General features: G+C 59.9%; 18 protein-coding genes. All 18 read right to left on the reverse strand.

Going from position 1 to position 22,964, the window contains the following annotated elements; all coding sequences use genetic code 11:
- Positions 1-166 precede the first annotated feature (166 nt).
- Complete coding sequence (locus tag DXD16_RS03590; protein WP_233502595.1) at positions 167-955, reverse strand: cell division protein FtsQ/DivIB; 789 nt, start codon at positions 953-955, stop codon at positions 167-169.
- A 424-nt stretch (positions 956-1,379) separates the two neighbouring features.
- A complete protein-coding gene (gene murB, locus DXD16_RS03595) occupies positions 1,380-2,291 on the reverse strand; it encodes a UDP-N-acetylmuramate dehydrogenase (RefSeq protein WP_117655146.1) in 912 nt (303 codons plus the stop codon).
- A gap of 5 nt (positions 2,292-2,296) precedes the next feature.
- Positions 2,297-3,715 (reverse strand): UDP-N-acetylmuramate--L-alanine ligase, encoded by a 1,419-nt coding sequence (gene murC, locus DXD16_RS03600; protein ID WP_099431529.1) that lies wholly within the window; start codon positions 3,713-3,715, stop codon positions 2,297-2,299.
- 97 nt (positions 3,716-3,812) lie between these two features.
- Complete coding sequence (murG, locus tag DXD16_RS03605; RefSeq protein WP_117655147.1) at positions 3,813-4,928, reverse strand: undecaprenyldiphospho-muramoylpentapeptide beta-N-acetylglucosaminyltransferase; 1,116 nt, start codon at positions 4,926-4,928, stop codon at positions 3,813-3,815.
- Positions 4,918-6,411 (reverse strand): putative lipid II flippase FtsW, encoded by a 1,494-nt coding sequence (gene ftsW, locus DXD16_RS03610; RefSeq protein WP_117655148.1) that lies wholly within the window; start codon positions 6,409-6,411, stop codon positions 4,918-4,920. The genes murG and ftsW overlap by 11 nt, the downstream gene beginning before the upstream one ends.
- A 36-nt stretch (positions 6,412-6,447) precedes the next feature.
- Positions 6,448-7,854, reverse strand: coding sequence for a UDP-N-acetylmuramoyl-L-alanine--D-glutamate ligase (gene murD, locus DXD16_RS03615; protein ID WP_117655149.1), 1,407 nt, complete (start codon positions 7,852-7,854; stop codon positions 6,448-6,450).
- A 9-nt stretch (positions 7,855-7,863) separates the two neighbouring features.
- A complete protein-coding gene (mraY, locus tag DXD16_RS03620) occupies positions 7,864-8,883 on the reverse strand; it encodes a phospho-N-acetylmuramoyl-pentapeptide-transferase (protein ID WP_089571579.1) in 1,020 nt (339 codons plus the stop codon).
- A 3-nt stretch (positions 8,884-8,886) separates the two neighbouring features.
- Entirely contained in the window at positions 8,887-10,311 is a 1,425-nt protein-coding gene (gene murF, locus DXD16_RS03625; RefSeq protein ID WP_117655150.1) for a UDP-N-acetylmuramoyl-tripeptide--D-alanyl-D-alanine ligase, read from the reverse strand.
- Between the two features lie 128 nt (positions 10,312-10,439).
- Positions 10,440-12,140 carry a penicillin-binding protein 2 gene (locus tag DXD16_RS03630; protein WP_233502596.1) on the reverse strand — a complete coding sequence of 567 codons (1,701 nt, stop codon included), beginning with the start codon at positions 12,138-12,140 and terminating at the stop codon, positions 10,440-10,442.
- A 182-nt stretch (positions 12,141-12,322) separates the two neighbouring features.
- A complete protein-coding gene (locus DXD16_RS03635; RefSeq protein WP_117655152.1) occupies positions 12,323-12,793 on the reverse strand; it encodes a hypothetical protein in 471 nt (156 codons plus the stop codon).
- A gap of 90 nt (positions 12,794-12,883) precedes the next feature.
- Positions 12,884-13,849, reverse strand: a complete 966-nt coding sequence (gene rsmH / locus DXD16_RS03640) for a 16S rRNA (cytosine(1402)-N(4))-methyltransferase RsmH (RefSeq protein ID WP_006234266.1) — start codon at positions 13,847-13,849, stop codon at positions 12,884-12,886.
- Between the two features lie 20 nt (positions 13,850-13,869).
- Positions 13,870-14,304, reverse strand: coding sequence for a division/cell wall cluster transcriptional repressor MraZ (locus tag DXD16_RS03645; RefSeq protein ID WP_006234269.1), 435 nt, complete (start codon positions 14,302-14,304; stop codon positions 13,870-13,872).
- Positions 14,305-14,766: 462 nt separating this feature from the next.
- Complete coding sequence (xerD, locus tag DXD16_RS03650; RefSeq protein ID WP_199407928.1) at positions 14,767-15,708, reverse strand: site-specific tyrosine recombinase XerD; 942 nt, start codon at positions 15,706-15,708, stop codon at positions 14,767-14,769.
- Positions 15,709-15,710: 2 nt separating this feature from the next.
- Positions 15,711-17,372, reverse strand: a complete 1,662-nt coding sequence (locus DXD16_RS03655) for a CTP synthase (RefSeq protein WP_117655153.1) — start codon at positions 17,370-17,372, stop codon at positions 15,711-15,713.
- 178 nt (positions 17,373-17,550) lie between these two features.
- Entirely contained in the window at positions 17,551-17,889 is a 339-nt protein-coding gene (locus DXD16_RS03660) for a hypothetical protein (protein WP_117655154.1), read from the reverse strand.
- 256 nt (positions 17,890-18,145) lie between these two features.
- Complete coding sequence (locus DXD16_RS03665; protein ID WP_117564670.1) at positions 18,146-19,627, reverse strand: DUF1846 domain-containing protein; 1,482 nt, start codon at positions 19,625-19,627, stop codon at positions 18,146-18,148.
- Positions 19,628-20,183: 556 nt separating this feature from the next.
- Complete coding sequence (locus tag DXD16_RS03670; RefSeq protein WP_369831463.1) at positions 20,184-21,671, reverse strand: YfcC family protein; 1,488 nt, start codon at positions 21,669-21,671, stop codon at positions 20,184-20,186.
- Between the two features lie 138 nt (positions 21,672-21,809).
- Entirely contained in the window at positions 21,810-22,805 is a 996-nt protein-coding gene (gene argF / locus DXD16_RS03675) for an ornithine carbamoyltransferase (protein WP_117564674.1), read from the reverse strand.
- Positions 22,806-22,964 lie beyond the last annotated feature (159 nt).

Consider the following 22,964-nt stretch of genomic DNA (forward strand, 5'->3'; position numbering starts at 1 on the left):
ATGGGTCGACCCCTGCGCACATTAACCTTCAGGTTGAAAGTAAATGCAAAGGTAAACCGTATTATGTTTGCACATTATGAACGTATCAGTCAAATAATTGACCGTGAAAACCAAACAAACCAGATAAACGGCGTGGTATGGCCCCTCAACAAAGCATCAACCAGCGCTACGAGGTCGGAGCATTCCTAAATGTGTAGTTGCCCGGAGAGCGCACATTGATATACGTTACGCCCTCTACCTGCGAAAGCAACTTGGTGACTACGCGTTCCTTCTTGGCGATATCGTCCGAATCGCCCAGCGACACCTCAATGCCGTTATTGAGGTTTGCCGAGATGGCTTCGACCGAAGGCGTGGAAATATCCTTGACTTGTCCCAAGAACTCGCTCGAAAAACCACGCACATAATCCAGGCCGGCCTTAACGGCTTTGGAGTTCACCGCCTGGCCGGAAACCGGAGCGACATCCGCCGAGACATCAGTCAACAACACCGCGCCATAATGCTTGGCGAGCGCCAGCGCGGCATCGATTCCGGTCAAGGTATTTGAGCCCTGCCCTGTCGTGATGGCGTTGCCCTGGTCGTCCACTTCGACCGACGTCGACAGCGGGGCGATCCAGGTGTCATCGTCTCCGATAGCCCAGGCAAGGTCGTCGGAGCTGATATACGCAATGGCGATAACTTTACGCTCCGTCGGCGTGATGATAAGCGTATGGGGAAACTGGCGCTGGACATCCACGCCCGAAACCCACGGGTTCTGCTTGAGATCCTCGGTAATCTGGTCGGGATCGACGTTAAAAAGCGACGTTCCCTCGGGCAAGTCGATCAGCTGGATAGCATCGTGCTTCGTCACATGCTCGCTGCCTTGAATCTGAATATCAGTGGCAGTAAACAGTCCAGAGTTGATCACCACGATGGCAACGACGACGAGCACGGCCAAGACGGCCAGAACGCCGCCCACGATTTTGCCTTTGCCTGTAACGACAGAAACGGCGTCTGATGTTTTATTTGCCATCGCTCCAAGTGAAGATAACGGGTTGAAACCTTTTTTACTCGAAGGCTTCTTGGCGGTAGCCGGCACCGATGTCAGCGAGCGCGGTTTCGATGCGCCCAGCGTGCGACCTGGACGCGCCGCTTTAGTTCCCGTCGAGGGCTTGGGAGCTGCCATGGGACGGGCAGGCTTGGCGCCCATAACAGGCTTTGACGTCACCGAGGGACGCGAGGACTTTTTTGCGGCCGGACGATTACCGAGCTGCGAGCCGACGACCGGACGACTGGTCTGTCGAGCATGCCCGACAGACTTAGAGTGCGCGACGGTATTGCGTTGAGGTTTGGCAGGCGCGCCGGAACGCCCTCCGGCGCGGCGGAAGGTGGGTTTCGATGCTCTAGAAGCCGAGGAATTTAACTTCCGGTCTGAGCTCGATGCCATACGCCTCCCTCACCTTTCCGTGCACATGTCTAATAACCGCGGCAACGTCATCGGCCGAGGCAATTCCGTTATTAACGATAAAATTAGCGTGAACGGGCGAAACTTCCGCGCCGCCAATCGAAAAACCCTTTAATCCACAATCCTCGATAAGCTTGCCCACACTCGCATCGGGCGGGTTGCGAAAGACAGACCCGCAGGATGCGCGACCCATGGGCTGCGTACGCTTGCGCCTTGTAAGGTACCGCTCCATGCGCTCGCGAATGTCGGCCTTGGGCGCCGGTTTTAGCTTGAGCACGCACTCGAGGATGATCTCATTGCGGGGAAGGCTACATTCGCGGTAGCCCCAAGTGATCTCGGACCCCGCATAATGCTTGATACCGGATGCCGGGTCAAACGTTACGACATCCTCAACCAGCGAGCCAATCCACTCGGTCCGTGTGCCGGCATTCATAGATATCGCACCGCCGACCGAACCAGGAATGCCAACGGCAAACTCAAGGCCCGAGAGGCTACGCGACAGGGCATCGTTGACCAGGCGCGCAAACATCACGCCCGCACCGACCGTCAGCGTACAACCGTCATCGGCAACAACCGTGCGCTGAAACTCACGTCCGAGCGAAATGACGGCACCGCGATAACCGCCATCGGCAACCAGCAGATTGGAGCCCTTGCCGATGATGACCCACGGCACCTGCTCGCGATCGAGCACCGCCACGGCGCGGCGGAGGGCATGATAGCTATGGCACGTCACAAAGAGGTCGGCCTTGCCGCCGATACGATAGCTCGTATGACGCGCAAGGCGCTCGTCCTCGATCACATCCGTGTCGATCATGCCCGAGAGCGCCATGACGGCGTTAAACAGACCCATTAGACTTAAGCGTCTTTCTTGGCAGTCAGATACTCAATGAACTCGGGACCGACGGTCGTAACGTCGCCGGCACCCATGGTGAGCAGCAGGTCGCCCTCGCCCACCATCTGCTCGAGCTCCTGATTGAGCTCAAGACGGCTGGAGCAGTACACGACCTCCTTGCCAGGATGCTTGGCGCGCACGGTATCGGCGAGCATCTTAGAGGTGACACCCGGAATGGGCATCTCGCCAGCCGAGAACACATCAATCAGCAGCAGTTTATCGGCATTGGCAAATGCATCGGCAAAGTCGTCGCACAGGGCCTGCAGGCGCGAATAGCGGTGCGGCTGGAACACGACGTCGACGTGCTTGTAGCCCAGCGACGAAGCGGCGGCAAGCGTCGCCTTGATCTCGGTGGGGTGATGGCCGTAATCATCGACCACGGTGATGCCATCGATATCGCCCACGTGGGTAAAGCGACGGCGGACGCCCTCAAAGCTCGAGAGCGCCTTGGCGGCGGCGTCGATGTCAAGGCCCAGGACATGGGCGACGGTGAGCACCGCCGTGGCGTTGAGCATGTTGTGGCGACCGGGATTGCTCTTGATCTCCACAGCGTGCTCAGTGCCGTCCTCAAAGCGAACGATAAAGTCACTCTGGATGCCCTTGACATCCGGGTGCACGCAGACGATGTCGTTGCTCTCGGCAAAGCCGTAGGAAAGCACGTGACGGCCCGTCGACTTGGCGAGCTCGACCAGATGCGGGTCCTCGCCGCAGACGATGACGGTGCCGTCCTCGCCCACCAGGCTCATGAATTTGGCGAAAGTTGCCTCGATCTCCTCGATACCCGAGTAGTGATCGAGGTGGTCGGCCTCGACGTTGGTCACAATGACCACGTTGGGGTTCAGGAACAGGAAGGAGCTGTCGGACTCGTCGGCCTCGGCGACAAAGTAGTCTCCCGAGCCGTTCTTGCCGTTCGTGTCATAGCCCTCGACGATGCCGCCGATCAAGAAGCTCGGATCCAGACCCATGCGGTCGAGCATGGTGGCGCACATCGAAGACGTGGTGGTCTTGCCATGCGTGCCGGCAACAGCGACGGTAGTGTAGCCGTGGCCCAAAGCAGAGAGCATCTTGGCACGGGGCCACACGGGAATGCCCAGCTCGCGAGCGCGCACGAGCTCAGGGTTGGACTCCGGAATAGCGGTGGAGACAACAACCACGTCGGGCTTGACCTCGTCGATCGTGGCTGCCTCATGGCCCACATGCACCTTCACACCAGCGCGGGTAAGCTGGCGGATATAACGTGACGTCTTAAGGTCGGAGCCGGTAACGGCATAACCGCGCTCGTGCAGAACGAGGGCGATGCCGCTCATGCCGGCACCGCCGATACCGATAAAGTGGGCGCTCTTAAACTCGGGCGCGGAGGTTGCAGTCTGGGAATCAGCCATGTGCTCGTGTACTCCTTGCGTAAACACTGCCTGTAACCTGTTAACTGTACCGCACCTACCGCATCAGCGCGAGGGCGACCGACGATATCCCGTCAAACTAACGCAAACCCTCTACCGCATCGGCCAGAAGAGCGGCGGCCCTATCCTGAGCCAGACCACGCGCCGCCTGACGCATGACGTCGCGCTCTGCCGCGTCATCGACCAGGTGCAGCAGCTCATCGGCAAAGGCAGAACCGTCGATATCGGCATCGGCACAGAGCACGCCGGCCCCGGCGTCGGCCAGATAACGGGCATTGGTGGTTTGGTGGTCGGCCGTCGCATGCGGATACGGCACGAGTATCGAGGGCACGGCGAGCGCAGCGATCTCGGCCACGCTCGATGCACCCGAACGCGAGAGCACCAAATCGGCAGCAGCCAGCATATCGCCCATGTTGTCGATGTAAGGCTGGACGCGGTAACGCTTCGCCTCCTCGAGCGTCAGCGCCAAAGCGCGCTCGGTCTCCTCAAAGCCGTCGGCACCCGTCGAATGCAACACATAGAGGTTCTTGCGCGAAAGCAGCTCGTTTTTGAGCGAAGCCACGCGCTCGTTGAGGTGCTGGGCGCCGAGTGAACCGCCAAAGACGAGCAGCAGCGTAGCGTCCTCGGGAACGCCAAGTGCCTTGCGGCCGCGAGCGCGATCGCCCTCGATCACCGAGCGACGTACGGGGTTGCCGGTCATGAGCACGTGGTCAGGGTCACCTTCGCGCTCAAAGACCGAACGCGCTGCCGGCACCGAGATGCACACGCGGGCGGCGTGGGAGTTCATCATCTTGTTGGCCAGGCCCGGAACAGAGTTCTGCTCATGCAGCAGATACGGAACGCCTGCGCCCTTGCACCACCCCAGCAGCGGAACCTCGACATAGGCACCAAAACCGATGGCGGCATCGGGCTTGCCGACCTTTGAGAAATGACTGGTGAGCGCACGCTTGGCCTTATTGACACGCCACAGCGAGGTCAGCGCCGTCCAAGGACGGGAGCGGTCGAAGCCCGTGACCGTAATGGGCACAAAATCAAACCCAGCCTCGGGGACCAAACGACCCTCGAGCTTGCGCGACTGGCCCACGAACACAACGTGGTGGCCACGGTCACGCAGTTCTTCGGCCAAGGCGAGCGCGGGGTTGATGTGTCCTGCCGTGCCGCCGGCTGCAATAGCAACGGTCATCTTATCGGTCATGGTAGTCCCTTCGTACACGCGGTCCCTGGTCGTCGGTGCGTAGACGCGCCGACGGGTCCGAGTTCAAATCGATTCGATTATATCCGCCGCCCGCGCTGCGAGGGCTGGGGCGCTGAGGACGACCTTGCGGAGCCGTCCGCGGACGTGGACGAGCTGCCGGCTCGGATGTAGAACCATCCAGAACGGTAAAGCCGCTACGCGAAGGTCGTTCACCGCGCACATGGGCTACGCCGGCGGTACTCTCATCCATAACGGCAAAGCTCTCGCGGCGACGGTCGTACTCATCGCGACGGGCGCTCTCGTACGAAACGCGCAGGATCAGACCGGCAAGCATAAGCGACACAATAATCGATGAACCGCCGTAGCTAATAAACGGCAACGGTTTGCCCGTCATGGGAAACACGTTGAGGATGCCCAGCGCGTTAATCAAAAACTGCACCGCGAGAATGACCGCGGAGCCAGACGCCATAAGCGCGCCCCGACGATCGGTCGCCTGCTCGGCAATGCGAAACGCCGAGTAGATCAGCATCGCAAACACCAAGAAGAACAGCACGGTTCCGACAAAGCCGACTTCCTCGCCAATGATGGCCAGGATGTAGTCATTGTGCGCCTCGGGCAGATACGAGTACTTCATGGTTGAGTTGCCGATGCCACGGCCGAACAGACCGCCCGAGGCAAAGGCCATGATGGCAAGCGTGGCCTGATAGCCGTCACCATACTCGTCAGCCCAAGGGTTCAAGGCAACCTGAATACGCACCATACGGTACGGCTCTGCGACAAGTGCAATCACGATCACGAGAATGCCGAAGATTAGCACGCCGATGATAAATCTCGGGTCGAGACCCGCAAACAACGCCATGCACATGAGGGTCAACAGGATGATCAGGACAGTACCGAAATCGGGCTGGATAAAGATCAGAAAGAGCGAAATACCCAGGTAGATGCCCATCTTGCGAAGGAATTCGTTGATGTTGCCACCGGGCGAAAAGAAGCGATCAAGCATGATGGCCGAATACGCAATGGCAAATGGCTTTAAAAACTCGGAAGGCTGGAACTGAATACCGGCGATGTTGAGCCAGCGCGTGGCGCCACGGCTGCCGCTGCCCACCAAGAACACCAGAAACAGTAGCCCTATCATGCCGATAAGGAAGATCCTAAGCACATCCTCCCCAAACCAGCTGTCCGGCAAAACGCGCGCGATGGCAATCAGCGCCAGAACACCAACCACGGCAAACGCGGCCTGTCGACCCAGGAAAAACGTCGCCGAGCCATTCTCGTGCAGCGCCTCGACCGAAGACGCCGAGTACACCATCAGCAGGCCAAAGCACACCAAAGTAAACAGGCAGGCCATAAATATCAGACGGGGGCGCATGATGCGGGCGGGAACGCCGGCAATATAGCGTTCGCTAAACGACTGCCTGCCACGACCGGAACGCGGTGTGCTGCGCCGCGAGGAAGCACGGTCCGAGTCGGGCCTCCTCATACCTTGTCGGGGGCTCTCCTCTCTCACCGGCAACCCCTATTCCATTTGCGATTTCGCTGCAGCGGCAAGCTGAGCCACGTAGTCCTTAAACACGCGGCCGCGCTCCTCATAGCCCGAGAACTCATCGAACGAAGAGCAGGCAGGAGAAAGTAAGATCACGTCGCCACGGCTCGACAGCGAACGGGCAACGTCCACGGCATCGCGTAGGTCATCCGCCTGGGCGATATCCACATCGCCATCGACATCGGCCTCGTCCATAGCGGCGGTGAAGCGCTCGCGCGCATCGCCAAAGCAGACGACCGAGCGCACGTTATCCATAACAACGCGCGCGAAGTCCGTGAGCGGCGTGCCCTTATCGTGGCCGCCGAGCAGCAAGATCACGTCGTCATCGGGAAATGCCGTCAGTGCCTTCTCGACCGCGTCGGTGTTGGTCGCCTTGGAATCGTTGACGTAGCGCACACCGTCAATCTCGCCGCACGGCTCCACGCGATGCTCGAGCGGCTGGAACGAGGCCAGACCGCGGCGGACACCATCGACATCGGCACCGACGGCCAGAGCAGCCGTGGCGGCACATAAGGCATTGATGACATTGTGATGGCCCGAGATCTTGAGCTCGGACGTGGCGACAAGCTGGGTCTCGACGCCCTTCAAGCGCACGACCATTTTGCCGTCGCGCACAAAGGCGGCGTCTGCACCCTCGGGCTCGTCAAAAGCGACCTTGCAGATGCGGCGACCCGGCGTATAGATGTACTCATCGAACTCGTGAATGCCGGCGTCTTCGACGTCGACAACCACCAGATCGTCATCGACCATATTGTCAAACAGCTTGATCTTGGCAAGCGCATAGTTCTTATGGCTCTTATGCCAGCCCAAGTGGTCGGGAGTGATGTTGAGCAGCACTGCCACGCGAGGGTGGAGCTCGGTGGTCGTAGCAATCTGATAGCTCGAGAGCTCAGCCACAAACCACTCGTTGTGGGCTCGGCCGTCAATCTCGTTGACCGGCGGCTCGCCGATGTTGCCGACAGCTACGCTGGCCTCGCCGGCAGCCTTGAGCAGATAATCAGTCAGCGACGTGGTGGTCGTCTTACCGTTGGTGCCCGTGATGGCAATCCAGTTATCGGGCGACAGGCGATAGGCAAACTCTGGCTCACCCATAATCTGAGCGGCATGTTCGCGCCCGGCCTTAAAGAAGCCCGAGAACTCCGAGATGCCCGGGCACGTCACGCATACGTCATAGGCGCCCTCGACCTGTTCGGTCCCATAGACAAACGACGCACCAGCAGCCTCGAGCGCACGCGTGGCGTCATTGGGCTCAGAGGTGCCGCCGCCATACACGGTAGCGGCGCTTACGCGCTCGGGATGTGCCAGCGCCCAGCGGGCGACATCGAGACCGGATTTGCCCTGACCCAAAACGAGCAGGCTAAAGACATCAGCAAGAGGCATGAAAGACCACTATCCCAACTGGAAGAACAGAGCAAGGCCAACGGCACCAAAGGCCGCAGCGATAATCCAAAAACGGATGACGACCTTGGTCTCGGCCCAGCCCTTCTTTTCGAAATGATGATGGATGGGCGCCATAAGGAAGACGCGCTTGTGCGTAAAATGGAAGTAGACAACCTGAATCATGACCGACAGGGTCTCAACGATAAACAGGCCGCCGATGATGAGGGAGACGACCTCGGTGTTGGTCATGATGGACGTGCAGGCAAACGCGGCGCCCAGAGCAAGCGAGCCGGTATCGCCCATAAAGATGCTCGCCGGATAGCAGTTGAACCACAGAAAGCCCAAGCAGGCACCGGCACACGCGGTACAGAAGATGGACAGGTTCACGTCTCCGTGCAAAAACGCCATGGCAGCCATGGCGAGCATGGCGATCATGGAGGTGCCGCCAGCAAGACCGTCAAGGCCATCGGTCAGGTTCACGGCATTAGAAAGACCGGCAATCATCAGCCAGCAAAAGACAATATAGAGCCACGGGAACGAATAGCCGCAGATGGTGGTCGAAAGCACGCCAAGGTCGATCGTCAACCCACCGGGAAAACGAATCTCGGGGGCGACGCCGCACCAGTTGACGGCAAGTACCGTAAAGGTGACACAGATAATGGTTAGGCCGATCATCTTGGCATGAGGCGTCAGACCGAGCGAGCGCCCATGCGTAACGGAGGTCAGGTCGTCGATCAGGCCCAGCACGCCGGTCGCCAACGTGGCGAGCAGTACGAGTACGAGCTCGGTGGTGAGCTTGCCCATCAGCAGGCAGGTCAGCGAGATCGCGACGAGGATGACAACGCCACCCATGGTGGGCGTTCCCTGCTTAACCAAATGACGCTTGGGGCCGTCGGCACGAACCTGCTGGCCGATACCCTCGACCTTGAGCAGCTTGATCCACCACGGCATGAGCAGCAGCGCAATGGCTGCGGCGATGCCAAGCCCCAAAAAAGCCTGATACGTTGGATACGAGGGATTGCCGAACATGGGCTAGCACACACCTTCCACAAAGCGGTCGAGCTCAACAAAGCGGGAACCCTTGACCAGTACAACATCATGTTTTTCAAGCGCGCCGCCCATGCGGTCGAGCACCTGCTGATAATCGGAGAACACCTGGATGCGGTCCTCGTCCATGCCCATCATGCGTGCGGCATCGGCCATAAGCTGGGCCAGCTCACCACCCACGCACGCCAGCATGTCGAGCTTCTTGGCGGCGGCATAGGCGCCCACGAGCTCATGCATGCGAGGAGCCTCATCGCCCATCTCGCCCATCTCGCCCAGGATCGCCATGCGAGACCCCGTGCACGAAAGCGAGCACAGCAGATCGAGGCCAGCAGCCATGGATTCGGCACTGGCGTTATAGGAGTCATCGATGACGCGTGCACCGCTCTTGGCGCGCTTGATCTCCTGGCGGTGTCCGGTGATCGTGAGACCCCTAAAGGCAGCATCGATCTGCTCGGGCGTCACGCCCAGGCGATAGGCAACCGCGGCGGCCTTAACGGCATTAGGAACGGACTGCACGCCGGGGATGGCAAGCATGGTATCGATCGTCTCACCCTGGCCAAAATCGAGCGTAAAGACCGGACGGCCTTCGTCATCAACGCGAACGTCGCGGGCACGGACCTCATCATCGTCCGAGACGCCGGCCAGCATCACGTCGATACCAGCAGGTTGGGCGAACGTGTCGCGAATGAACGGCGTAAAGTCGTCCTCTCCGCCCAAAACCAGCAGCGGCAAATAGTCGCCGGCGGCGCACATGCCCTGGACAATCTCGGCCTTAGCGCGGGCGATGTTCTCGCGGCTGCCCAAAATACCGATATGAGAGGTGCCAATCTTGCTCACGATGGCAAGGTTGGGATTGGCGGACTGGGACAGGCGCTCGATCTCGTGGAAATGGTTCATGCCCATCTCGAGCACCAGGACCTCGGTATCGGCCGGAGCGGAAAGCACCGTGAGCGGCATGCCGATCAGGTTATTAAAATTGCCCTTGGTGGCCCAGACACGATAGCGCTTGGCGAGAACAGCGGCGAGCACGTCCTTGGTCGTCGTCTTGCCGATGGAACCGGTAATGCCAACGACCAGGCAGCCAAGCTCCAGGCGATACGCGTGCGCCAAACGCAGCAGAAACTCCTCGGGATCATCGGTCAGCAAGATGGCACAGCCCTTGTCCTGCGCCAGCGAGACCAGCTCGGCCTCGGGCTCACGCGTCATCACGACGGCGCCGGCACCCGACTGGACGGCACGGGAAGCAAAATCATTGCCGTCGACGTTTTCACCGGGAAAGGCGACGAAAATCGTCCCTTCCTCGACCTGGCGCGAGTCGATAACGCACCCGCGGCATACCCGATCGACTTCTCCCGTCACGGTTCGGGCCCCTGTTGCGGCCGCGAGGTTGTTGACGGCGATCTCTATCATTGCAGCTCCCCTGTAAACCTAAATAATGCTATCGGCGTATTGTATCCCAGCGCCGCGCATGCGTGGTGCAGGGCATGTGAACACCCCTCATATGGGACAACAAACCACGCCCCAAAGATTGTAACCCCCTACTTCGTGTGTGGGATACCCAGCACGTCAAGCGCGTTGGCCATAATGGACTGGAACGGCACCGCAGCGGCATCTGAGCCGCTCGGCGTTCCGTCGAGCGTGATATAGCACATCACCTTGGGCGATTGTGCCGGTGCAAAGCCCATAAAGGACGACATGTAGTTCTCCTTGAGGTAGCCGCCGTTCTCGTCGGCACGTTCGGCCGTACCGGTCTTACCCGCCACGTCATAGCCGTCAACCGCGCCGCCAACGCCCGTTCCCTCCGACACGACCGTCTGCATGCACGATGTCACCTGGGATGCGGCGTCCTCCGAAATCGCGCGCTCGCCTTCGCCCCAGTCCTTCTCGTCGCCTTTGCTGGACTTATAGAAGTGCGGGGTCATCATCACGCCGCCGTTGGCGATGCCGCCCACGGCACGTGCGATCTCAATCGGTGAGACAGACAGCGCCTGTCCAAAGCTCATCGAGCCCAGCGTGGCGCCGTCATACTGGTCACGCTCCTTGACGATGCCCAGGCTCTCGCCCGGAAAATCGACACCAGAGCTGTGACCGATGCCCCACTTGTCCACATAGGCGGCAAAGTCGTCGGCACCGATCTTGCGCCCCACCAGGACAAATCCCACGTTGGACGAACGGCGCATCATCTCGCGCACATCCATGGTCATGGCGTAGTCGCGCTTGTCGGCATCGGTGACGGTATCGTCGCCCACCTTGATGCTCGCCGGCACCTCAAACGACGTACTCGACCGCACGACACCCAAGTCGAAGCCGGCGCCCGCCACGAGCGTCTTAAAGACCGAGCCGGGCTCGTAGGCGTCGGTGACCAGGCGCAGGTTCATATCCTCGGTCTTGGCGTTTTCCAAATTGGTCTGGTCGTAGGTCGGATACGAGCAGGCTGCCAAGATCTCGCCTGTCGTAGGATCGGTGACCAGCGCCGAGCCGTTCTTGGCCTTTGTCTTCTCGACAGCCTCTGCCAGGGCATCCTCGGCCGCACGCTGGATATTGACGTCGAGCGTCGTCACGAGATCAACGCCGTCGACCGCAGCCACCTTTTTATAGGCACCGCCCGCGATATAGCTGCCGTCCCTCGCGCGCTCGCGTACGAGAGAACCGTTCGTGCCGGTCAGAAGCTTGTTGTATTGCTTTTCGAGACCCGTCAAGCCGTCGTTGTCTACGTTCACTACACCCAGCACCTGCGATGCCAGATTGCCGTATGGATACACGCGCTTCATGGCCTGCTCAAAAAGCACGCCGGGCAGGTTCTTCTTCTCCAGCGCCGCAGCGTCGTCTTCGTCCACCTGGCGCTTGATATACACCCAGGTTCCATCGGACTCAACGAGCTTGCGGCAGGTCTTTTTATCGATTCCAGTTGCCTTGACCAGCGCCGACACCGTCTTGTCAACATCCTCGACAAGCTGGGGGTTCACGGCGATGTTGCGACATTCGACCGACGACGCCAGCACGTTACCGTTGCGGTCGTAGATGGTGCCACGTTTGGCATAGAGGGTCTGCGCAAGCAGGCGGCGCGCATCGGCACGCTCGCGCAGTTTATCGGCTTCGACAATTTGATAGCCGGCAAGGCGAAAGACGCCCAAGCCCAAGCCAAGCCCAATGAAGCCCATGACGGCTTTGCGGCGAGGCAGAGGCGTGCCTGTGAGCCATTCGGTCGACGAACTCTTGCGCGACCTGGTGTTATGCACTTGAGGGCCGCCCGAGCCGCGAAGTCGCGACGCCGGGTCGTTGCCACGGGACTGCCCGGCGTTGTAAGATTGCCGACCCGTTCCTTGATAACCAGAACGTCCCCGCGACGAGGGACGTCCAGAACCGCGGCCCCCATCGGAACCGCGGCGATAGTCATTTGTCATACTCAGCTACCGTCTTGCTACCGAGCGGTCGCGGTCGCGTTGGCGCCCGCGGCTGCATCCTGCGAAAAGTCAAGTGTAACGCTCTCGCTGGGCTCCACCATGCCATAAGCGCCCGCAAGGTCGCGAATGCGCGTGTCGGCGCCATAGACCGAATGCATGACCTCCAGGTCGGAGCTCTCATCGGTCGCTTTTTCGAGCGTGTTGGTAAGCTCGGCGTTGCTGTTGAGCACCTGGGCCGTAACGCCGGCGAGCGCCACGCGGGCGACGCCGATCGTCATGAAGATAGCCGCAATGATGCAAAACGTTTTAAGAACGCTCATGAAAACCGGGCTTACCGCCTGGTTTGCCTGACGGCCCGCGCCCGTGTAGACATCAAAGCGCGGCGTGCGCTGCTCACGGGGAGCAACGGGGGCCTGCGGCGTCTCACGATAGGCGGGCATGGCGTTCATATCATAGGCGAGTGCTGCGCTTGAAGTGTTGTAGCCCATGATATGCCGCCTCCCATCCCGAGTACGTTGGTAGTGTGTTTAAGCTTCGTTTATGGTGCGAGCGGGAGGTCCAATATCGCGCGGTCGCGCCTACAGACGCTGCGCCACGCGGATTTTGGCTGATCTCGCCCGAGGGTTGCGCTCAACCTCATCAGGCTGGGCAACCAAGGGTTTGCGGGTGATGACCTTGAGTATCGGCACGTTGCCGCACACGCACACCGGAATCTCCGGCGGACACGTGCACCCCTGGCTCATCTCCTTAAAGTGGTTCTTTACGATACGGTCCTCGAGCGAGTGATACGAGATGACGCAGATACGTCCGCCCGGGTTGAGCCACCTGGTGGCGGCATCAAGCCCTCGTTCGAGCACATCGAGCTCGTGATTGACCTCGATGCGAATGGCCTGGAAACTTTTCTTGGCCGGGTGTCCGCCATGCCGACGAGCGGCAGCCGGGATACCCGCCTTGATGATCTCGACAAATTGGCCGGTGGTTTCGATCGGTTCTTGCTCGCGGCGGCGCACGATCTCGCGCGCGATCTGCGAGGCGAACTTCTCTTCGCCGTAGACGCGTAGAATCCGGGCGAGGTCGTGTTCGTTATAGGTGTTGATGACCTCAGCTGCGTTTAAGGTGTTATTACCCGGATCCATCCGCATGTCCAATGGGGCGTCCTCGTTATACGAAAAGCCCCTGCCAGGGATATCGAGTTGCGGTGACGAAACGCCCAAATCGAACAGGAAGCCATCGACCCCGGGCACCTCGGCCGAGCAAAGCAGCTCGTCCAAGTCGCCGAAGTTGCCCTTCAGCAGCTGGTGCGGAACGCCGGGAACCTCGCGGTCCAGACGGGCGCCAGCGGCCTCGAGGGCCATGTCGTCCTGATCGACGCCGAGCAAAAGACCCGTCTCCCCCACCTGCGCGGCCATCTTTACCGAATGGCCGGCACCGCCAAGGGTGCAATCGCAGACAACGGAGCCGCTCTTTAGCCGCAGCGACTCAAGCACTTCGCCGAGCATGACAGGTTCATGCCGATATTCTTGTGTCAAGATCCCACGCTCCATCCGTTACCCGTGCCTTGCCCTTACGAGAAGAAGAGGTCCAGCAGGGCCTCATCGTCATCGTCCTCATCGGCCGCGGCGCGATCCCAAACCTCAAGGTGGTCGTAGTTGCCCACAACCGTGACCTCGCGGTCGAGGTTCGCCTGCTTGCGGAGAGACTCGGAAAGGCCGATACGACCGGCGCTGTCCACGTCCATCGACGTGGTGCGCTTGTTGATCGCCCTCATGAGCTTCTGGTCGTTGATGTCACGCGGGTTAAAACCCTCGTGGCCCTCACGACCCGCGAAGAGTCCTTCGACCCACTTATCGAAGGCCTCGGCAGAGAACACGTACAGAGCATCGACATCCAGGGCTTTGAACACGCGAACGTGCTCTCCAAGCTCCTCGCGAAGGGGTGCAGGCAGGGACAGACGACCTTTTGCATCGAGATTGCGCTCGTATGCACCAGTCATTCCCATGTGCGCCCTCCCCTCGGTTACTCAGATGGCACGTACGCGGGGAACCACCCCGCCTGTCGACGTCATTAATAATATGGGGAACCGCCCCATTTTTCAACACCTTTCCCCACCCCTTCCCCCACCCCTCCCCACTATTCCACCCCCAATATGTTGTAAAACACCCCCGAGCATATGTTCGAAAACACAATATGTTGTGTTTGCAGCAAAGGCGGGATGCCACCTGTAGAACCACGCCCGCGAACCTCAACCTTCAAGTTGACCTTGAGGCGATTTTTACGTCCCTTTACACGCCGTTCACATCGCCCCCAAACTCCCCCACCCACGGTACACACGGCCCACCGCCGCGTCGGTGTCTAGCGAAAAATGGGACGAGCCCCAGATTGCCCATGCGCGCAAAAGTGCGTCTCGGCAATCTGGGGCCCGTCCCCTTTAGTATTTATAAATATGCAGGTCAGCGAGCTGCTAGCGATGTGCTAGCGGATGCGCCGCCAGATAGACCTCGGTCAGTTGCGTTCGGTCGACATGCGTGTAGACCTGGGTGGTCGAAATATCGGCATGGCCCAAAATCTCCTGCAGCACACGCAGGTCGGCACCGCCCGCGAGCATGTGGGTGGCAAAGGAGTGGCGCAAGGTATGGGGATGGAGCCCCACCAGCCCCACCTGACGCCCATACCGCTCGCATATCGCATGCACGGCCTGGCGCGACAGGCGACGTCCGTTCTTATTTAAAAAGACCGCCGAGGTCTCGGTTCCGCGGGCATGGGCCGCCAAGCGAGAACGTCCCTCAGTTACATAGAGCGTCAGAGCTCGCGCCGCGCTTCCCACCAGTGGGGACAGGCGTTCCTTTGAGCCCTTACCGCGAACGAGTACAAAGCCATCGTCAATATGGATATCGCCCACATCGAGCCCAACCAGCTCACTCACACGCAAACCGCATCCGTAGAGCACTTCCAAGATGGCATGGTCGCGCAGTCCCATCTCGCCCTCGGGAAAGTCTTGATCGAGCAGCGCCGAGACATCCTCCACCGATAGATACTCCGGCAAACGCTCAGCCTTTTTAGGCAGGCGCAACGCCGCCGTCGGGTTTTGGGCCACGGCCCCATCGCGCACCAAAAAGGCATGCAGGCCCTTCACGGCAGCAAGCGCACGCTCCACCGAGGCGTCGGAATAGCCTCCGCCGCGGCGATCGGCGACAAAGCCCTCCACGACCTGACGGGTCACCTCTTCAAAAGACACAATACCCGCCCGCTCCAGATAGGCGCAGTACGTCGTCAGGTCACGACGATAGGCCACAATCGTGTTGCGCGCCAAGCCGCGCTCGACCGCGAGGTAATCGAGATACTCCCCCGCCGCCACGGCGAGCGACGAGGGAGTAGCTTCGGTATGTTCTTTGTTCGCCGGCACCCTTAGTCCGTAGCGAGGTTCATGGGCGTCACCTGCAGACGGTCGACACCCTCGTGCTGGCCGATCGAAGCGCGCACGAACTCGCGGAACAGCGGCTGCGGGTTGGTCGGGCGGCTCTTGAACTCGGGGTGAGCCTGGGTTGCCACATACCACGGATGAACGTCGCGCGGCAGCTCGACCATCTCGACCAGGCGCTCGTCGGGCGACAAACCCGAGATAACCAAACCGGCGTCCTCGAGCTGGTCGCGGAAGGCGTTGTTGAACTCAAAGCGGTGACGGTGACGCTCGTAGACGAGTTCCTCGCCATATGCCTCACGAGCAAGAGTATCGGCGGCGAGCTTGCACGGATAGGCGCCCAGGCGCATGGTGCCGCCCTTCTCGGTCACGTCCTCCTGCGAGCTCATCAGATCGATGACGCTATACGGACCGTCCGGATCAAACTCGGAGGAGCTGGCACCAGCAAGGCCAACGACATTGCGGGTGAACTCGCACACGGCGACCTGCATACCCAGGCAAATGCCCAGATACGGAATCTTGTGCTCACGGGCAAACTCGGCCGCGAGGATCTTGCCCTCCAGGGCGCGCTTGCCAAAGCCGCCGGGGACCAGGATGCCCGAGGCGTCGCCCAGAACCTCGGAGACATTCTGCTCGTCGAGGCTCTCGCCGTCGACTAGCTGGACGTCCACATGGCGATCGTAGAAGACGCCCGCATGGTGCAGGGCCTCGATAACCGACAGGTACGCATCGGGCAGCTGCGTGTACTTACCCACGACGGCGATCTTCACCTTGTCGGCGTGATGGTTGGCGTGATTCTGTTTGCGCAGGAACTCGTTCCACTCGCTCATGTCGCGCTCACGCGGATCCAGACCCAGGCGCTCGCAAATGCGCAGGTCAAAGTCCTGCTCGGCAAGCAGCTGCGGAACATCGTAAATGCTCGCGCAGTCCTCGTTGGTAAAGACGCAATCGGTGTCGACGTCGCAGAAGCTTGCGATCTTTCCGCGGATAGCGTCATCGATATGGTGGTCGGAGCGCAGCACGATAATATCGGGCTGGATGCCAAAGCTGCGGAGCTCCTTGACGGAATGCTGCGTGGGCTTGGTCTTGACCTCGTGGGCGGCGGCGATATAGGGAACGAGCGACACGTGGATGTAGCAGACGTTCTCGGGGCCGGCCTCCTTGCGGTACTGACGGATGGCCTCGACAAACGGTTGGGACTCGATGTCGCCGATCGTGCCGCCCAGCTCGGTGATGACTACATCGGAGCCGGTCTGCTCCTCGATGCGGCGGAACTTGTCCTTAATGGCATTGGTGACGTGGGGAATCACCTGCACGGTACCGCCCAAAAAGTCGCCGCGACGCTCACGGGCGATGAGGCTTTTGTAGATGGCACCGGTCGTAAAGTTGGAATCGCGGGTCAGGTTCTCATCAATAAAGCGCTCGTAATGACCCAAGTCCAGGTCGGACTCGTAACCATCCTCGGTAACGAAGACCTCACCATGCTGGAACGGGCTCATGGTACCGGGGTCGACGTTCAGATACGGGTCGGCCTTCTGCATCGTTACTTTGTAGCCACGCGACTTGAGCAGACGGCCCAGCGAGGCCGCGGTGATACCCTTGCCCAGGGACGAAACCACGCCGCCGGTTACGAACACATGCTTGGTCATATTGAGTTACCTGCGCTTCCCGTAGAAGTTGTTTATCCACATCTTACGGGTCTTCATTGTAATACTCGCGCCGCGGACCGTTCGCAATTTTTCTCGCGTGCGATTGCATTTCTCAATCTTGAAACAAAACGCCGCCCGGTTTCCCAGGCGGCGTCGCTATGGCAAGGGTTACATGCTGCTATCGATCAGCAACCTCGTCCTCAAGCATTTCCTGAACGAGCATGCCGGTACGGACGCCCTCAAGATACCACTCGCCACGTTCGGTGAGGCAAATGCCATTTGCAAGCTGACCGCCGTCGTCGCTATAACGCGAGACGACATCAATCATGCCTTCGGAATCCAAGCGATCGATTGCGGCGCGGGCACGATACGGCGAAACCCCCACGCGCTCGGCAAGCGTTTTGCGCGAGAAACCATACGGCCCGCCATTGTCTTCGGTTTGCTGGGCGATCTCCATCAACACCAGCACCTCGACACGCTTCATATCGTTGACACTCGCACGACCCTTGCCCGCCATAGCAGCCTCCTCAAACCGAGCACGAGCATCTAACGCGCCGTGCGCGACCGACACACCTCACGATGGCAGGTAATATCCATCATGCGGCATCCCGCTAAGGATGAAACAGTTATGGTTATTGTATACCGCTCAAATTGTTTCTAGGCAGGTAAACGGCTATTTTTCGCCGAAATAGGCGCTTTATTGATCAAAAAGCCGTACCGGGCGCTAACCCGATACGGCCAAAATGCAATGCAATTACCGCGGTGCTTCAAACTTAGCGATGGAAGAAACCGCGGCGCTCAAACTTGGGCTCGCAGCACACGTTGATACCCAGTTTGCGCAGTACCGTCTCGTCCGTCGGCGAGATGATCACGCTAAAGAAGGCATCGCAACCGCGCAACTGCTCCAGGCCCAAAAGGACGCGAGCGGCCGTCTCACTCGTGGCCGAGGTGATCGACAGCGCCATAAGCGTCTCGTCGGTGTGGAGGCGCGGGTTTTTACTTCCCAGGAAATGCGTCTTGAGCTTGCTGATGGGCTCGATCGCCTCATCGCTAATGACCTCGAGCTCAAGGTCGACGCCCGAGACATGCTTGAGGGCGTTCATAATGAGCGAACTTGCGGCGCCCAGGCGCGTGGAGGTCTTACCGGTCACCACGGAGCCATCGGGCATGACCATGGCACCCACGGGACCACCCGTCAGCTGCTCCCTGGTGAGGGCCGCCGAGCGCGCCGGTGAGTAGTTCTTATCGATGCCGGCTTTCTTCATAATAATCTTGAGACGGTCGACTTGCTCATCGCCCACGCCGGTACGGCGCACATTTTCGACCGCGGTAAAGTAGCGGCGGACGATCTCCATCTTGGAAGCGTCGCGGCAGGCATCGTCATCGGTGATGGCAAAGCCGACCATATTGACGCCCATGTCCGTAGGGCTCTGGTAGGGGCTCTTGCCCAGGATCTTTTCCATCAGGGCACGGACTACCGGGAAGGCCTCGACGTCGCGGTTGTAGTTGACCGTGGTCTTGTTGTAGGCCTCAAGGTGGAACGAATCGATGATATTGGCGTCGTCGAGGTCAGCCGTGGCGGCCTCGTAGGCAATATTGACCGGATGCGTCAGAGGAAGATTCCAGACCGGGAAGGTCTCAAACTTGGCATAGCCGGCGGCGGTACCGTGCTTATGCTCGTGATACAGCTGCGAGAGGCAAGTGGCGAGCTTGCCCGAGCCGGGGCCGGGTGCCGTCACGACAACGAGCGGACGCGTGGTCTCGACAAACTCGTTCTTGCCGTAGCCATCGTCGGACACGATCAGATCGACATCGTGCGGATACCCCTCGATGGGATAGTGCAGCTTGGCGGGAATACCGAGCGCGTTCAAGCGGTTGCGGAACACATCGGCAGCAGGCTGGCCGGCGTACTGGGTGATAACCACAGCCGCGACGGCAAAGCCGTTGCCGCGGAACAGGTCAACCAGGCGCAGCACATCCTCGTCATAGGTAATGCCAAGGTCACCACGAGCCTTGTTTTTCTCGATGTGGTTCGCGTTGATCGCGATGATAACCTCGACATCGTCGGCGATGCTCTTGAGCATGCGGAACTTGCTGTCCGGTTCAAAACCCGGCAGCACGCGGCTCGCATGATAGTCATCGAACAGCTTACCGCCAAACTCCAAATAGAGCTTGCCACCAAACTGCGAGATGCGCTCCTTAATATGAGCGGCCTGCAGCTCGATATACTTCGCGTTGTCGAAACCCTGGCGCATGTATGGCTCCCGTCCCGTTTCGTAAATTAAGTTCCTACGCGATTATAACGGAGCCTGCCCTCCCCGATGCCCAGGCCATCAACAGGCACCAACCAAACACGCCCACCGCAACCGCCGGGGACCCGGGGTGGCTCATTTGGAACGGGAAACAAGGCACTCAGCACCAACAATGAAAACGTCGCAGGTTAAGCATAAGCCAGCGAAAGCCCGCCAGAGTAGGCAAAGCGCCCCTGCACCAACAATGGAAAGCGCCGCAGGCAGAGGACGGACAGCGAGCGCCGTCCAGAACGTACAAGTTGGCATGAAAAAGGCAAGGCATAGACCTTTTGGTCATGCCTTGCCTTTTGAATGACAAATTGTCGTTCTGGACGGCGCGCAGCGTCGACTGGTTGCGCGGTTCGTAGAACCGCGCAACATAAGAGCGCCCCCTCCCGCGCACGGAACGGGAGGAGGCTAAAGGTAGGAGTCTACCGGTGGGGTTACCCCACCGGACAGACGATGACCAGGTGATCCTTTACAGGATCGTCATGGTTTCCGTGGGGTACCCAAGGGGTACTTAGAGCATCACGCAAGCGACGGTCAGAATGACGGCGCAGACGACGGAGAGAGCGACGATGAGCTTAAGCGCAAACTTGAGCCAGGTCGTCCACTCGATCTTGGCCAGAGCAAGACCGCCCATGATGGCGCCGGAGGTCGGGGTGAACAGGTTCACGACACCGATGGCGGCGGAGAAGATCATGACCATGACCTCGGGCGAGAAGCCGAGCTTAACAGCCAGCGGTCCCATGATGGGCATGGAGACAGTAGCCATACCGGAGGTCGAGGGGATCAGGAAGGACAGGCCGAAGTAGACCAGGAAGCTCATGGGAGCGAAGATCACGCCGGACAGGCCAGCCAGAGCATTGGCGGCAGCGTCGAGGACGTAGACGTCGAGGCCGGTGCTAGCCATGAGGACGGAGATACCACGGGCAAGAGCGATGACGAGGACAACGGACATCATGTCGGCAGCGCCGGTGATGAAGGTGTTGACGATCTGCTTCTCGGAGAGGCCACCGATGATACCGATCAGGACAGCCATGAGGAAGAACCAGGTGGAAGCCTCGTCGAAGTACCACTGGCCAATGGGCAGGCCGGTGATCAGGGCAGACCAGCCCTGAACGATGGCGTTACCGTCGGCGTCATAGACAGCGCCAGCATCGAAGAAGTTGGCGACGGCCTCGTTGAGGTCGGCCAGCGGGATGAAGCCGACGATCATGACGACGAAGGTGAAGGCAAAGGCGATCAGAACACCCTTCTGACGACCGGTGAGCTTGACCTCCTTGTGAACCTCGGAAGCAGCCTTGCCGTGAGCCTCTTCGGCGTCCTTGAGCTCCTGCATCGAAAGGATGGTGGAACCCTTGTCAGCCTTGACCTTCTTGGCATAGCTCATGACGAAGAGGATGGACATAACAGTGGTAACAATCCACAGGACGGCACCGAGACCGATGATGATGGACTGGTTGACCTCAATGCCAACGCCGGTCAGAGCGTCGACGGCAGCACCGACGGCGAACGGGTTAACCGTGGAGCCGAGGCAGCCGCAGCCAGCGCCGAGCAGGACGGTGGCAGCGCCGACCATAGGGTCGAAGCCAGCAGCCATCATGGTAGCGGCAAGCAGGGCGTAGAAGGGAACGGTCTCCTCGCACATACCATAGGTGGTACCACCGAGGGAGAAGATGAGCATCAGCACGGGAATGAGCATGATCTCATTGCCCTTAAGCTTCTGCACCAGAACGGCAATGCCGTTGTCCAGGGCGCCGGTCTCGGTCATCATGCCGAGGAAGCCGCCGAGGATCATAACGAAGAGACAGACGGGCAGAGCGTCAGCGAAGCCCTTGACCGGGGCGGTGCAGAAATCGCTCAAGCGGGCAGCGGTAACCGCGCCACCGGACGTACCGGAGACGATAACGGTAACAACCGCGACGATTGCCAGCAGAGCAAGAAGAATGGTGAACGATGAAGGCATACCGCGCTTTTTCTTAGCGGTCTCAGTCATAGTTCTCATCCCCCCTTCATAAATCATTTACTGATCTCGCCCGAAGCGGCTCTTCCGTGCCGTGCATGTCGTTCGGTGCGAGATTTTTACCAGACAAAAGTGCTCGGGGTGCGCAGCAATGCACCCCGAGCGAGATGCTAGATGCTCTTACTTGAGCGTAGCGTACATGACAGCCTTGATGGTGTGCATGCGGTTCTCGGCCTCGTCGAAGACCTTGGAAGCGGGGCTCTCGAAGACCTCGTCGGTGACCTCCTGCTCGGTGATGCCGAACTGCTCGCACTTCTCGGCGCCAATCGTGGTGTTGGTGTCGTGGAAGCTGGGCAGGCAGTGCAGGAAGATGGCACCCGGGTTGGCCATAGCCATGACCTCGGAGGTAACGCGATACGGGGTGAGCTGAGCGATGCGCTCGGCCCAGACCTCGTCGGGCTCGCCCATGGAGACCCAAACGTCGGTGTAGAGAACGTCGGCACCGGTGACGCCGTCCTTGACGTCGGTGGTCAGCTTGATGGTGCAGCCGTTGGCCTCGGCGATGGGCTTGCAGGCCTCGATGACGTCGTCAGCGGGCATGCACTCCTCGGGGCCGCAGGCCACGAAGTTCATGCCGAGCTTGGAGCAGACAACCATGAGGGAGCGAGCGACGTTGTTCTTGCAGTCGCCCATGAAGACGAGGGTCTTGCCCTTGATGTCGTAGTTGAAGTTCTCCTGGACGGTCAGGATGTCGGCGAGCATCTGGGTGGGGTGCCACTCGGTGGTCAGGCCGTTCCAGACGGGAACGCCAGCCTTAGCGGAGAGCTCCTCGACGTCGTCCTGAGCGAAACCACGGAACTCGATGCCGTCATACATGCGGCCGAGAACGCGAGCGGTGTCCTCGATGGACTCCTTCTTGCCCATCTGCGACGAACCCGGATCGAGGTAGGTGACGCCCATGCCCAGATCCATGCCGCCGACCTCGAAGGCGCAGCGGGTACGAGTGGAGGTCTTCTGGAAGAGCAGGACGATGTTCTTGCCCTCGAGATAGCGGTGCGGAACGCCAGCGCGCTTCATGTCCTTGAAGTTCTTGGAGAGCTTGAGCAGGTACTCGATCTCCTCGGTGGTGAGGTCGAGAAGCTTGAGGAAGCTACGGCCGGAGAGGTTAACACCCATGGTTCGATTCCTTTCGAAGAAATGAATTACGTAAGTATTAGTGTTGCCCGTTTAACGGGCGAAGCCGGTGCGGTTGTAGGGGGACCGCACCGGAAACGGAAAGACTTAGAGGTCCTCGCGCCAGAAGGGCATGCTCATGCAGCGCGGGCCGCCGCGGCC

The sequence above is a fragment of the Collinsella sp. TF11-5AC genome (assembly GCF_003436775.1).
GTDB lineage: Bacteria > Actinomycetota > Coriobacteriia > Coriobacteriales > Coriobacteriaceae > Collinsella.